Source organism: Melioribacteraceae bacterium (assembly GCA_019638015.1).
Taxonomy (GTDB): Bacteria; Bacteroidota; Ignavibacteria; order Ignavibacteriales; family Melioribacteraceae; genus JAHBUP01.
This window is the reverse complement of the sequence record JAHBUP010000001.1, coordinates 1,050,934-1,065,929: the sequence shown is the minus strand read 5'-3', so window position 1 is coordinate 1,065,929 and position 14,996 is coordinate 1,050,934. Positions and strand designations below refer to the sequence as shown.

General features: G+C 35.3%; 12 protein-coding genes. All 12 read right to left on the bottom strand.

Annotation, left to right across the window (positions count from 1 at the left end; translation table 11 throughout):
• Positions 1 to 229: 229 nt before the first annotated feature.
• The 12 genes from KF816_04195 to KF816_04140 all read right to left on the bottom strand — a co-directional run bounded on the left by KF816_04195 (position 230) and on the right by KF816_04140 (position 14,975).
• Positions 230 to 1,426: a beta-mannosidase gene (locus KF816_04195; protein MBX3007212.1), complete on the bottom strand. Its 1,197-nt coding sequence runs from the start codon at positions 1,424 to 1,426 to the stop codon at positions 230 to 232.
• Positions 1,427 to 1,429: 3 nt separating this feature from the next.
• On the bottom strand, positions 1,430 to 2,776 hold the full coding sequence (locus tag KF816_04190) for a mannanase (protein MBX3007211.1): 1,347 nt from the start codon (positions 2,774 to 2,776) through the stop codon (positions 1,430 to 1,432).
• A 195-nt stretch (positions 2,777 to 2,971) separates the two neighbouring features.
• Positions 2,972 to 4,192 carry a hypothetical protein gene (locus KF816_04185; protein ID MBX3007210.1) on the bottom strand — a complete coding sequence of 407 codons (1,221 nt, stop codon included), beginning with the start codon at positions 4,190 to 4,192 and terminating at the stop codon, positions 2,972 to 2,974.
• Complete coding sequence (locus tag KF816_04180) at positions 4,189 to 5,760, bottom strand: glycoside hydrolase family 28 protein (protein MBX3007209.1); 1,572 nt, start codon at positions 5,758 to 5,760, stop codon at positions 4,189 to 4,191. The genes KF816_04185 and KF816_04180 overlap by 4 nt, the downstream gene beginning before the upstream one ends.
• A 187-nt stretch (positions 5,761 to 5,947) precedes the next feature.
• Entirely contained in the window at positions 5,948 to 6,310 is a 363-nt protein-coding gene (locus tag KF816_04175; protein MBX3007208.1) for a cupin domain-containing protein, read from the bottom strand.
• 24 nt (positions 6,311 to 6,334) lie between these two features.
• Positions 6,335 to 7,078, bottom strand: coding sequence for a FadR family transcriptional regulator (locus KF816_04170; protein ID MBX3007207.1), 744 nt, complete (start codon positions 7,076 to 7,078; stop codon positions 6,335 to 6,337).
• Positions 7,079 to 7,094: 16 nt separating this feature from the next.
• Positions 7,095 to 8,126 (bottom strand): sugar kinase, encoded by a 1,032-nt coding sequence (locus KF816_04165; GenBank protein MBX3007206.1) that lies wholly within the window; start codon positions 8,124 to 8,126, stop codon positions 7,095 to 7,097.
• 9 nt (positions 8,127 to 8,135) lie between these two features.
• Complete coding sequence (locus KF816_04160) at positions 8,136 to 8,786, bottom strand: bifunctional 4-hydroxy-2-oxoglutarate aldolase/2-dehydro-3-deoxy-phosphogluconate aldolase (protein ID MBX3007205.1); 651 nt, start codon at positions 8,784 to 8,786, stop codon at positions 8,136 to 8,138.
• Between the two features lie 207 nt (positions 8,787 to 8,993).
• Positions 8,994 to 9,482 carry a hypothetical protein gene (locus tag KF816_04155; GenBank protein MBX3007204.1) on the bottom strand — a complete coding sequence of 163 codons (489 nt, stop codon included), beginning with the start codon at positions 9,480 to 9,482 and terminating at the stop codon, positions 8,994 to 8,996.
• A gap of 12 nt (positions 9,483 to 9,494) precedes the next feature.
• Positions 9,495 to 11,747, bottom strand: a complete 2,253-nt coding sequence (locus KF816_04150) for a molybdopterin-dependent oxidoreductase (GenBank protein MBX3007203.1) — start codon at positions 11,745 to 11,747, stop codon at positions 9,495 to 9,497.
• Positions 11,744 to 13,162, bottom strand: a complete 1,419-nt coding sequence (locus KF816_04145; protein MBX3007202.1) for an FAD binding domain-containing protein — start codon at positions 13,160 to 13,162, stop codon at positions 11,744 to 11,746. The genes KF816_04150 and KF816_04145 overlap by 4 nt, the downstream gene beginning before the upstream one ends.
• A 184-nt stretch (positions 13,163 to 13,346) precedes the next feature.
• The gene (locus KF816_04140; GenBank protein MBX3007201.1) at positions 13,347 to 14,975 is read right to left on the bottom strand and encodes a glycoside hydrolase 43 family protein; all 1,629 of its coding nucleotides are present in this window, start codon (positions 14,973 to 14,975) and stop codon (positions 13,347 to 13,349) included.
• Positions 14,976 to 14,996: the final 21 nt, after the last annotated feature.

The following is a 14,996-nucleotide window of genomic DNA, read 5'->3' as shown; positions in this document are numbered from 1 at the left end:
ATTATAAAAACGATTCAGATGTGAGTAATTATTACCCTGGGAAAGTGAACCCTTTATTATAATAATAAAGAGTTATGAAATTAATAAATGGGTTTTTGAGTAGATAATGCGACTCGATAAAAACAATTATTTCATTGTCGCTTTTAACATAGAATTAATTTGCTTGGCTAGGGCTTGAACAAATAAAAGAATAATTAATAGGTCAGTATAACCGCTATTATAGTGACTATTATTCAGATAGATCGATCATTTTTTTCTTTTTAATCTCCTCGATAAAATTTTCATGAAGTGGTGAGGTAAACAAATCGGGTAAATGTTTTTCAAATAGGATTTTTTCTTTTTTGAAGAACTCAACAAAATTTGGAACGCTAGGATGACCAGGAAAAGGAGCATAGTGATGCCCTTTGTGTGCGTTTCGCCAAACCATGGCGTATGCAATTTTTACACTGTCATCTTGCATCACTTTAAAAAATTTATCGGTCCACCAAGTAGAATCTGGTATTTTTTCTGACCCGGTTTCTGTAAAAGCCGCAACTTTATTTTTTTTGTTAGCTAACTCTGTTATAATTTTTAATTTTCTGGTAATCCATTCCAAGCCAGCTCCATCTGGCGTAAAATCCCAATAATTATCCATACCAATAATATCAACATATTCATCACCAGGGTATCTATCTAAAAATTCAGCTTCCGAAAAAAACATCCTATCAGGTGAAAATGCATAAATAAAATTTCGAACTCCCTTTTTATCTCGCAAATAAGTAACGGTTGTCTGCCATAACTCTATAAACTCTTCCCTGCTGCAAAATCTTTTCCCCCACCAAAACCAGCTTCCATCAAACTCATGGAATGGGCGGAAAATTATTGGTATCAAATTTCCTTTAGAATCTTTCATCGTATTGGCAAATTCAGCCATGTAATCGAGCATTCGTAGATATTTAAGGTAGAGGTCACCACCAGGTAAGATTTTTCTTACTACGATGGTTGTATCATAAAATGAATTATCTGTGGCTGGATTATTCAGATGCCAGCAAAAAGTATTTACTCCTCCTCTTTCATGTGCTTCTATTGATAGCTTTCTAATATTAGCTTCATCCTTATCAACAATTCTATCCGGTTGAATAAACATAAAATCCCAGCCATATAATCCAGGATGAGTACCAACCACATCCTTGATATCCGAACGGTTTTCTTCTCCCTGCCATCCAATTCCGTATGCGGTAGCGTCATGATGACCAAATATTATTTTGTGTTCCGACAGTTTTTTTAAATTGTAATACAGATTCACAGTATTTTCTGTGGCAAAAGAATCGGATAAATTGATTCCTAAATTAGCTTGATATTCTTTACTGTTAATCATCTTATTTTGAGCCGAACATGCCGATATTATTATTGATAATGTAACGAATAATATGATTTTAATTTTCATTGTTTACCATTTTGTTGATAGATTTTTTTCATTTAACAAATTCCTTAATTGCTGAGAATGCTCTCTAATAATTTTTAGGGTGGATTCATCCGAATCAAAAACTGAATTTAATCCTTGCGGTTCTTGAGCGGGATCTCCTGTATAGGGGTCTCCTGGCTTCCAAATAAAATCATCTTTACCTCTTCCCTCACCACCCCATGCCCAAAAATTTGTACCAGCTATTGGTTCACCTTTAACCGCTGAATCATATAAGAATGAAAATATGTTTTTAAAATATTTATCCCTTGCTGTTGTTGGAGTGCCTGCCTCATATTTTTCAAAATCTCTTGGTATTCCAAATTCTTCTAAAGTGAATGGTTTATTTAATTTTTTGCAGAGCGCAAAATGTTTTTCGATATACTCAATTGCATTTTTTTCAGTCTGAGGATATGTTTCTTCTATCTGATCAGCTTTAAACCACCCCCAGTTTTTTGGCCAAAGATGAACTGTTGCGTAATCAATATATTTACTGGAATGCATTTTAAGAAAAATATCTTCGCTCGTTAAACTTCCATGGAGACCTTCATTTCCTGTTGTAACTAAATGATTAGGATCAAGATCATGAATGAATTCCGCAGTCTGATCAACCCATTCAAAAAAATAGTTTACTATTTCTTCGTCAAATATTCTGCCTGGTCTCGGCTCATTAGCCAATTGCCAAGCCATTATTGCCGTATCTTCGAAATAATATTTCCCGGTAATACTATTGCGTCGGGTGACAATCATCTTCACATATTTTTTAAATTCTTTTTTAGCCTCATTGTTTTTATAAAACTGAGCTGAGAAATCCATAAATGGAGCATAACCTACATTCGGATCATCAGGATCCGGAACTTCACCCCCTCCAAACCATGAATTGTATTGTGCCATTCCTCCAGACCACTGCCAATAATTATTTAGAAAAAGAACCGCATGCATCCCACGTTTACTCATCTCTGCAAGGAGAAAATCCAAACCGAGCAATAATTCATCATCATACACTCCTGGCGATTTTGTGAATGCCGGTTTTGTGGAGCGCTCCATTATTGATTCCTCAGATGCAGCACAAATTCTCAAATTTGTTATTCCGTTGGCAGCTAAATTGTCGAGTTCTCTAAGTAATCTTTCTCTATCCCCGGTTATTCCAGGTGATCCCAGATATGCACCATACCATAAATTGGTACCAACAAAATAATAGGGCTTTCCCTGGTAATAGAATTGAGAATCTTTAACATTGACAAAGTTGCTCTCGTCTATTGTTTTTGCTCCAGGAGTGCATGCAATTATAATAAGTGGAAGCAACAGGATTAAGAGATATAAATTGTTTTTCATTTTCTTGTTATAGTTTTTGTAAAGATAGCTTTATTATCAGAATTTATGCCACTAATTAAGTTAAAAACTATGATCAAATTAGATGATATTGCAATAGGTCACGACATTTATTTATAAGGATAATAAAAGATTATCATTTTAATAAGTTGGGGAGATTATATTTTTTAAACGCAGAGAACGCTAAACATTTTAATTTTAATTAGTGAACGATACAACTCTTTCTTTAATTGTTGCATTCGTTCCGGTTAGTTTACCATTAATCAATGAAAGATTTTTAATCTGTCTCATTGTGATTGAAGAATCACTTTCAAAAATAATTGTATCAGTCCCACCACCCGATGAATAATATAACTTATTGCCCGAGTCTGAAACCAAAATTGGTTTATCTATCACCGTTATTTTTTCATCAAAAAAAAGTTTTAATAATTTTCCATAAACCTCAATTCTTGCCGGATAAATTGGAGCGATATTTTCTGGATCCCATTTATTATCAAAAGTCCACTTGGCATCAATTTGATCTATGGAAACGCCCGCAGATTCAATATTATTTTCTAACCATTCAAACTGATCTCCTTTTTTTTGGGAATTAAAAAAGTAATTGCGTTTACCCCAATTATAAGGACGGTTGCGGGTAGTGTCTTCGTAAGTTACACGATAGATTGGTTTGCTACTCATATTTTCGGAATAGGAGCAATCGATTAGAAAAAACTGTGCTTCGTAATGATGCCTCCCCAACTCAAAACCCTTAACGCCATCGAACGAAGAATTGACGATCACAAATTTTTGGTTTCTATCAAATCCTCCAGCATGCCATAGGGCAGCTGTTTGTTTATGCTGATAAAATTGAGAATCGCGGATAAAACACCAACCGCGTGGACAAACAAAATCAACACTTCCGGTAAAACTACAATTTGCGTGATAATACATTCCGGTTTTATAATCCCAAAGAGAAACTGTATCAGCACCTTTACTATATACATTACAATATTGAATTATTATTCTAGTGCCGAATCCATAAATAGTAAATGCATGTGGACCAATTAGGGGCTGTGTATTTTCAATCGTCATATTTTCGATTATAATATCATTTCCTTCAACATTAATAACTCCGGGCCCAAGTGAGTCTTTATTATTATTCCAGTCTTCTCTCAGTATGCTGTATCTTATAATTGTATTTTCTCTATTTTCTCCTCTCAGTGTAATATAATCCTGATCAATTCTAAACTTCTCCTCATAGATACCATTTTTGATAAAAATTATAGTTCGCTCGTAATTAAACATTGGGAGAGAATTAATGGCTTCGGTGATGGTTAAGAAATCACCGCTGCCATCTTGAGCAACGGTGATTAATCTTTTTTCCTGAGCATCTAAATTGAGTTGGAACAAGAGAATAATAAAAAGAATTATTTTCTTCATTTTATAATTTTTATTGAATTTTGAGAAACACCGGTTCCAAACTTTACTCTTGAACCCAGTTTCTCAGCTCCGACTCCTTTTATTATAATTTCTGAAGATTTACTTCCTTCGATAGCAAAATAGGTTTCATTATCCCCGCTTTCTACATTATCAAAAAAAACATTATTACTATTGGTAATATTGAATGGAATTCCACTGCTTGAAATTATTTTTGTGTTTTCGATTTTTATATTTTCGGCATCATAAATTGAAACACCGGTATTTGCAGTAATTATACTGTTTTTCAATTCGATTCCTTTAATGCTCATTTCGGGCAAACCTTGAAGTATTAATCCATTTTCTGCTCCGATGCAAAGAATTTGATTCATAAATATATTTTTAAATTGAGGAGTTTCCTCGCTGACTGGAACAGTATGAGCCGATTTAGAATTATCATCGGCAGATTTATCCTCTTTAGGAGCAAAACCTCCATAAAACATATTAAAACCAATAGCTTCGGTAGAAATATCTTTCATAAAAATATTATCGATATATATATTCTCTACAATCCCACCACGTCCACGGGTACTTTTAAAACGCAGGCCTATATCTGTACCAATAAATTGACAATTAGAAACTTTAATATTTCTAACCCCGCCGCTCATTTCGCTGCCAATTACGAATCCGCCATGACCATGATATACAATACAATCGGCTATAATTATATTTTCTGTGGGGATGCCTCTTGCTCTCCCTTCCTCATTTTTCCCGCTCTTCATACAGAGAGCATCATCACCAACATCAAATCTTGAATTGTAAACAATAACATTTTTGCACGACTCCAAATCTATTCCATCACCATTTTGAGAATACCAAGGATTTCGAACAGTGATATTTCTTACAATTAAATTTTCGCACATCACCGGATGAATATTCCATGCAGGAGAATTTTGAAAAGTTGGACCGTCGAGTAAAATATTTTTTGAAGAAATAAAATTTACCATTACAGGGCGAAGATACTCGGGAGAATTTCTTACTAACTCATAATCTGGCTTCTGATTTTTCTTAGTCATCTCATCAATATAAATTGAAGCATCGAGAGCTGATTGAGAGGGCCACCAATTATTACCTGATTTGTCAACAACTCCCCCCGATTCAATTAATGCTTTCCATTGTAATGCGGTTAATTTAAATTTCTTTACATATCTCCATGCATCTCCGCCGCCATCAATTACTCCATCACCGGTAATTGCTATATTATTAGCATTTCTTGAACTGATTGGAGATTGAGCTCTCAACTGCATCGTTCCCTCGTAAATGGCATCAATTACAGGGTAATCATTAAAATCTTTACTGAATTGCAGTAACGCGCCCAGTTCAAGATGAAGATTAACATTATCTTTTAAAACTATTGGACCGGTAATCCAAATACCCCTTGGAATTACAACTCTTCCGCCGCCAGCATTTGTGCAGGCATCAACTGCATTCTGAATTGCGATTGTATTTTTGAAAACTCCATCACCAACCGCCCCATAATTAGTAACAAGAAAATCTTTATCTGGAAATTTTGGAACTTGTAATAGTGGCATTTCGAATGGAAGATCAACATAATATTTACTGAAATCATCTTTCCCATCAGCTAATTGCGAATATGTACAATTAGTCAAAATAATTAGAGAGAGTATTAATCCCTTGGCTGCTAATTTAATCATCATCGATTTCTCATTTAATTGATAAAGTAAACGCTAATTTAACAAAAAAAGAGGAATTCACAAGTCATTTCGTATATCCGGACACTCCTTTCATAAAGTCCTCTCGAATAGGTGAAAATACATCTATCAATATTCCTTCCTCAAGACAAAGCGCTTCATGTTCTACATTCGGCGGTGCATAAAATCCATCACCCGCTTCAAGTAGTTGTTTATTTTCACCAATAGTAATTTGAAATTTTCCACTCACTACATAAGTGGTTTGGCTGTGAAAATGTTTATGACGAGCACCAATCGCATCTTTTTCAAAATGAACCTGTACCATCATTATATTATCGTCGTAGCCCATAAATCTTCTTTTCATTCCGGGCGTCACTTTTTCCCATTCTTTATTTTGCATCAGATTAAATATTTCACTTTCGTATTTCATTGGTTCTCCAATTGTTTTTCAATTTTATTTATTCTTCGCATTTAACATTCTCTCTGCGTGTTCCTCGGCAAATCTAAGATGCTGCATCATTGCATCATGCGCTTCTTTCGATTCGTTATTTACTACAGCACTGAGTATCTTTATGTGCCATTTAACTGCGTACTCCTTTGCTTCTCTTACCGTTTGGTACACTGATGATTTAACATCTGGAATTAAATTATAAATTGGCTCAAGAAGTAAAGGTACAATTACATTTTGAGATGCTTTTGCCAGATTGATATGAAAACTCATATCTAACTTTGCAAGTGCTTTATAATCTCCATCATGATTCTCCATTTCGTCAATATTATTTTGAAGTCGTTCAATATCTTCTCCAGTATGATTAATTGCCGCCTGGGCTGCCACATTAGGCTCAAGCATTTGTCGAGCGTGAACAATATCCATCACAAAATTGCGTGAAAGATTTTGTTTCAGGTATTTTTGAATTGGATCAGAAACCGATTGAGTGCTCAGTTCATTAACAAATATCCCCTTTCCCTTATTTATTGAAACCAACCCTTGAGCAGCTAAACTTTGAATTGCTTCTCTTACTGAAGTTCTGCTCACACCAAAAAATGAACATAATTCTGATTCGGAGGGAAGTTTTGACCCAGGCAAATATTGTTTTGATATAATTGCGTCTTCAATCTGATGAGCAATAATTTTGCTTACTTTATCCCGATTGCCGAGCGATTGAAAAATATTACTAGTATTATTTATTACAGACATAGTTTACCTTTATTAGTTATCGTTCTACTCTGCCTGAACCATCACCCTTGTATAGTTTTTCAACTTCACTGATTGATACGTGGTTTAAATCCCCCGGAATTGTTTGCTTCAAACATGATGCAGCCACAGCAAATTCAAGGGCTTCTTTAGAAGATTGTTTTATTAATAAACCATAAATCAGTCCGCTTGCAAAAGCGTCACCGCCACCTACTCTGTCAACAATTTGAATATCATATTTTTTTGAGCGATAAGGTTCAACACAATCTTTTGAATCGTGGAGTAGAGCACTCCATCCGTTTCTGGAAGCTGAGTGACTTTCACGCAAAGTAATTGCAACGGCCTCAAAATTGAATTTTGTTTTTAAGGATTTCGCCAGTTCAAAATAACCCGATTCATCAAGTTCTGCCTTATGAATGTCAGTATCCTTTGCTTTCATACCCAAACTTTTTTCTGCGTCCTCCTCATTTGCGATGCATACATCAACATAATTCATCAGAGGAACCATTACAGTTTGTGCTTCTTTTTCTGTCCACAATTTTGCTCTAAAATTTAAATCACAACTTATTTTAATCCCTTTAGATTTAGCTGCTTTACAAGCAGCTTCTAAAACTTCTTGTGCATTTTTTCCGAGTGCTGGAGTGATACCTGTGAAGTGAAACCAATCTGTTCCTTCAAATACTTTTTCCCAATCAATATCATTAATCGCAATATTACTTATGGAGGAGTTTGATCTATCATATACTACTTTCGAAGCTCGCTGGCTTGCGCCGGTTTCAAGAAAATAAATTCCAACTCTTTCGCCGCCTCGAGCTATAAATTCTGTATTAACTCCATATCTTCTTAAATGATTTATTGCCGCTTGCCCAATTTCATGTTTTGGTAATTTTGTTACGAAAAAACTATTCAACCCGTAATTAGAAAGTGACGCCGCAACGTTTGCCTCGCCTCCGCCATAGGTAACATCAAAACTTTGTGATTGAACGAACCGTTCGAATCCTGGCGTGCTTAATCTCAGCATTATTTCACCGAATGTAACTACTTTTTTCATTTCTATCTCCTACTTTGAATTTCTATAATTATTAATTGAGGACATCAACACTTTAGCATTTTCTGTAATAACAGCAAAGTTATTTTCAGCAATTGCTTTTGAATCGAGTAATGCACCGCCGACACCAACCGCACATGCACCAACTTTAAGCCAATCGCCAGCATTTGTAAGAGTAACTCCTCCCGAAGGCATCATCTTTAAATGTGGTAACGGGGCAAGAACAGCTTTAAAGAAATTCATTCCAGCAACCTCTGCCGGAAATACTTTTATTATATCGGCTCCCATTTCCCATGCAATTTGTGCCTCGGTGGGAGTAAAGCAGCCGGGCATCACCGGTACATTATTTTTATGGGAAGTCTCAATAATTTCTTTTTTTAAGATTGGACTGACCACATATTTAGCCCCCGAATCAATTGCTTTCTGTGCTTGTTCAGAATTTATAACGGTCCCCACACCAATCAACATTTTATCACCAAATTCCTTCGAGGCCTGTTCAATTAGTGAATAAGCGTTTGGGACAGATAGAGTAATCTCAAAACTTTTTAATCCACCTGCATAAATTGCCTCGGCAAGCTTCATTAATTTTGCCGGATCTTTTAAACGAACAACCGCGACGGCTCCATTTTCCTCAACAATCTTAGTAATTTCTGCTCTTTCCATCATTTTCCTCAATTTATAATTTTTAAATAAACTTGTATGACAACAGACGTAAGTTAGGATTTGAATTTAATTAATGCAATAAAAATTTTGTGCAGAATACAATAAATAACAGACAATGACCATTAATGATTATGAATGACTACTAATAACCATGAATGACCCCTAATAACCACGAATGACTCTTTTCAACCATTGAAGAAAGAAATATCATTTAAATAACACCTCGCTCATCGCATAATAAATTGCCATCAAAGCCGAAAATATTGCGCTTGCTGTAAACCGCCATTTTAGTTTTACTCTGTTTTGAATCAGATAATTCATGATAAAGGATATTGGTACATTCAGTAGAAATGAATACAACCCTATTACAAGTAAGTACAAATTTATTGCGGAGAGATCTCCCTTGAAAACATTTATAAAGAGTAAATGCCGGGCAATCCAGATAGGATTAAAATATAATAAAGCAAGCAGGGTACGTTTTAATGATTTTGAAGTGGTGTTCTCATCTCCCACTTTTTTATCAATCCAGGAAAAATAATTTGGAATTTCAAATGCGTAAAAGGTGGCTCCAATTAAAATTATCCCAATTACTCTAATAATTGAAAACTCATTTAGAATTAATGCCGCAATAGTATCACCCGAACTATAAATTAGCGCGCCACGCAGTATGTCACTTCTTCGATAGAATAAGTTCATAGAAAAATATTTTTACTCCTCTGAATAAAGAGCCATTAAAACTCTCTCGTTTGTCATAGGAGCAATAAAATTGAATTCCCTGTTTGGTGAAAAACTTTTCAGCGCATTTCTAATCGCGAAAAAAGCTCCAATTCCATACATCAATGGAGGCTCTCCAACAGCTTTCGATTTGAAAGGACCATAAGGATTTGGCGAGTTTTCAAGAAAGTGAATTTCAATTTCGGGGGAGAAATTTATATCGGGGACTTTATATGTTGAAAGCGCATCTGAAATAAGTTTACCGGATTCATCATAAACTACTTCTTCCAAAGTCATCCAGCCGATTCCTTGAACTATTCCCCCTTCAACTTGTCCCTTATCGATTAGAGGATAGATGCTTTCACCGAAATCATGAACAACTTTCACAGATTCAACTTTGCATGTTCCTCGCAAACAATCAACAATTGCAGTTATTAATGCCGAACCATAAACGTGGTACGCAAATGGTTTCCCTTTCTCTTTTGTTTTATCAAAATAAATATCCGGGGTTGAATGATGGGCCTGAGCAGATAAACTTACTCTCTTGAAAAACGCTAATTGAATAATCTTATTCCAGGTAATATCTGTCGGCTGGTTAGAAACATGTACAATTTCATTTTTTATACTGATGCAATCAGAAGTTGCTTTTAATTCATCAGCGGCAACTTTTTTTAATCTTTCAATAATAATTTTTGAAGCGGAGATAGAAGCGAATCCATTTAAATCGGCGCCTTTACTAGCGGCAGTTGGAGAAGTGTTTGCAACACGAGTTGTATTTGTAGTCTCAATTTTAATTCTTGAAGATTCCACGCCGAACTCCCGAGCTACCATTTCAGTTATTTTAGCATTAACACCTTGCCCCATTTCCACCGCCGCTGTACTAACGCTGATACTCCCATCGTTAAAAACATGAATTAATGCGCTTGCCTGATTCATAAATGTTGAGGTGAATGATATGCCAAAACAAACCGGCATCGTATAAATTCCCTTCTTTATAAATTTGTTTTGAGTATTAAATTGATTGATCTTACTTATTTCTTCCTTGTATTGAAATTTTGATTTAGCTAAATCATAACAAGTAATTGCGTGGCAGTTTTCAGTTTTTTGACCAAATGGAAATTGATCTCCTTCGCAAAGTAAATTTTTTCTTTGAATCTCTGACGCATCAATTCCCATCACTTCTGCCGCTTTATTAATTGCCGATTCAATTACAAACATTCCCTGCGGTCCGCCAAATCCTCTAAATGCAGTTGCAGGAGGAAGATTGGTTTTACAACTATATGCTGTTGCCTTTACATTCGGTATATAGTAACTATTCGTACAATGAAACAAAGTTCTTTCTAAAATTGCTGGAGATAAATCAGCGGCAGCCCCGCCATTCTGATAAAATGAAACTTCGTAAGCAAGAATTTTTCCCTCAGCACTTAACCCAATCTTAAAGTCTGAAGAGTATTTGTGACGCTTGCCTGTCATTCTCAAATCTTCTTGTCGTGGCAGAATTAATTTTACAGGAAGTTTTAATTTATGGGCAGCCAAAGCACACATCACGGCCCATGGAGTTGCTTGATCCTCCTTTCCACCAAACCCGCCACCGAGTCTAGGTACATCAACCTCTATTCTATTCATTGGAATATTTAATACACGTGAGCATATTTTTTGAACCTGTGTAGGTCCTTGAGTTGATGAATAAATTTTCACACCACCGGATTCAGTCGGAAGAGCAAATGCGCCTTGAGTTTCAAGATATAGATGTTCCTGAGCTCCCGATTCAGCTATCCCTTCAATTACAAAATCACATTCTGCCCAAATATCATCAACACTTCCAAGTGTAAAAACTCTCGGTGGAGATAGAAACATACCATTCTCAAAAGCATCCCGCGCATCAAAAACAGCGGGCAGTTTCTTATATTCAACAGAAATTTTTTGTGCGGCTTTGTGGGCCTTAATTTTATTTTCAGCAACAACGAATGCTATTGGCTGCCCGATATAATGTACCTGTGAATCAGCGAGTAATTCTTCGTCTGGTATAATTCCCCCAATCTGATTTTGCCCGGGAATATCATCAGCTGTTAAAACAGCTTTTACGCCATCACTTTTTAAAGCCTCTTTGATATCAAGATCAATTATTTCCCCGTGCGCAATTGATGAGTAATAAACATAACCGTATAGTGTTCCCTCGGTAATAGGTAAATCATCAACAAATTTTGAAGCACCTTTTACATGTTGAATTGAATCGTAACTTTTCATTGAGTCACCTCTTCATTCAATAAATGCGGAAATAATTTATAGAAGTGTGCCAATATAAGTTGACGAAGTAATATTGTTTTATATTCTGCTGATCCGCGTACATCACTAATTGGTGAGATCTCAGTTTTAACAACTTTGAAAGCATCTAAAATATTTTTTAGGGATAATTCTTTCCCAATTAAAAACAGAGAAGTCGCTTCAAGATATTTTGGGATTGGCGCAACTCCTCCAGCAGATAAATGAACATTAGTGATAATATTTTTTTTAGTTTGAATCATCATGGAGCTGTTCACGCTTGCAATGTCGAGATATTCACGCCGCGATACTTTTTCACAACTGAAAAAATATTTTCCTTCTGGAATTGAAATTGCGATCGATTCAACAATTTCTCCTTTTTTCAGACCTAACTTTTTATATCCAAGGTATAGTTTGTTGAGCTTAACAATTCTTACTTTTTTTCCATTCACTATTTTAACAGTTGAAGCAAGCGCCAAAAGTATGTTAGTTATATCCGCTATTGGGGAACCATTAACTATATTTCCTCCAACTGTAGCCCGGTTACGAATAGGCAATGATCCAAACCACTTCAATGAATTTTTAATTTGCGGGAAATACTTATGTATAATTTTCGAGTTTGTGAATTCTTCAATAGTTGCCGAAGCCTGAACTATTATTTCATCTCCTCTTTTTTCTATCGGGTTCTCCCGCGAAGAGATAAAGTTTAATTCTTGATCAATTAATTCTTCCCCATTTTTAACATACAAATCTGTTCCTCCGGCAACTATAAGTTTAGTACTTATTATCTTTTCCGGTTTTTTATCATTTATAGTATTATTGATAGCAATTAATTGTTGGGACACTTTTGAAAAATAGTTGGGAATTATTCCTGATTGAATCAGTCTATCAATTTTATTTTTTGAAGAGCTTTCGGCTGTTACATTGATAACTTTTTCAACCGCTCTTTTTATTCCGGAATATCCGGTACAACGACAGATATTGCCATCGAGATAATTTAATGCGGAATTGTAGTTGTAATTTTTAGCTTCAAGAAAGTAGCAAGTAAGTGAAATAATAAATCCGGGAGTGCAAAACCCGCATTGTGTTCCCCCTTCGGTAACCATTGCATCCTGAATGAGATTTAATTCAGCTAAATTTAATCCCTCAATAGTAACCAAATGTTTTCCATTAATTGAAATAAGCGGTAACAGACATGAATTAACGCTTTTGTAGTTGACTTTATTTTTAACTAATGTACCAATTAAAACTGTGCAAGCTCCGCAATCCCCCTCTCTGCATCCCTCTTTTGTTCCGTTAAGTTTTTTTGAATTGCGCAAATAATCCAACACTGTGATTGCCGGATTAATATTTTCTTCAACCACGGTATCATTAAGAATAAATTTTAATTCACTATCCATTTTCATCCATACTTGTAAAAGGATAATTCTAATTATTTGTGTTCCAAACTCTGTATCAACTTAGTTTATTACACAATTAAAATCATCAGTTATTTTTTTCGGAATCGTGATGTGAAATAATCTTTTCTTTCTGTTGGATAAGATTTTCTGAATTAATTTAAATAGAAATGTTTATTTGTGGCTGCTACTCAAATCTGAACCATTCAAAATCGGCATAACCGTTAGAATCACTGATTGATGAAGCAAACAATCCAACTTTTGCGCCAACCCAGCGCCCCTCTTTAGCAATAAATTCTTTACCGATCGGTAAATATTTTTCACCATCAATACTATAACTAAACTTGCAAATTACTTTTGGGATTATTTCTGAATCATCCTCAGGTTTTACACTCATCCGTAAATGAATTTGCGAGCTTTTAATTTCAATACTCTCACTTCTCAGTTCAGGTGATTTTTTATTGGCATCATTACAGATAATTTGAGTCAAATGAAATCCATCCTTATGTCTCTCTACTCCGATGAATGAATAATCAAACCCAAAAACTATTAATCCTGCTCTATCGCCAACATCTAAATTTTCAAACTCAATTTTTGTGGAAACTGAAAACTTTTTTGCCGGGAATTTCTGCATTAGCAAGAAGGGGGCGTTGTACAAATTATTATCATCGTTGGATATTTTTTGAGGTAGTAATCTTAAAGATCCTTCTCTTTGCCTTAATGAATACCAGCTCGAATCAAAATTAGCCTGCCATTGCCATTGCAATCCAAGTCGATCCGAATTAAAATCATCAGATGTTTGAGGGACTTCCACAGAATAGTTTTTACCAGTATAAGGTTTTCTATAATTTGATACAGGTTCTCCAATTCCATTGCCGTCGTAGTCATTTCCCATTACAGGCCAATCATTTTCCCATCTCATCGGCTGAAGATGAACAATTCTGCCATAAGCATATCTATCTTGAAAATGAATAAACCAATCCTCACCTGATTGAGTTGTTACCCAGCCCCCTTGATGAGGACCATTTATTTTTGTGCTTCCCAGTTCGAGTACAATTTTATCTTCGTAAGGACCATAAATATTTTTAGACCGAAGAATAGTTTGCCAGCCTGGCTTCACTCCACCGGCGGGGGCAAAAATGTAATAGTATCCATTTCTCTTATAAAGTTTAGGACCTTCAATTGTTGGATGGATCAGCGAATCTGAAAAAACATTAACTCCATTATCAAGTAATGTTTTTCCATCACTACTCATTTTATGAATTGTAAGGATGTGTTTGATGCCAGAGCGACTTCGAGCCCATGCTCGAACTAAATATGCTTTACCATCATCATCCCAAAATGGTGAGGGATCAATCCATCCTTTAGCTTCCTTAACTAAGTACAGCGGTTCCCATGGACCTTCAGCATTTTTACTTTTCGTCATAAAGATTCCATTGTCGGGATCACCAAAATAAATATAGAATTCATTATTATGATAGCGAATACTGGGAGCCCAGATTCCACCACCATGTTGTGGTTTAGCAAATGCTTTTACTGGGTAATTAATTACCGCGTGCGAAATTAGTTTCCAGTTTACTAAATCCTTTGAATGAAGAATCGGCAATCCGGGGAAATGAGAAAAACTTGATGAGGTCATGTAATAATCATCACCTACTCTACAAATATCGGGATCGGAATAATCGGAATGAATTATTGGATTAAGATAAGAAGTATCATCAATATTCGGATTCCAAACCGTTGATTTATTTTGCGCTAAAATATCCGAGGTGTTAAGACAAATTACAACACTAATAATTAATAGAAGTTTTCTCATAATTCATTCGATTTAATTTAT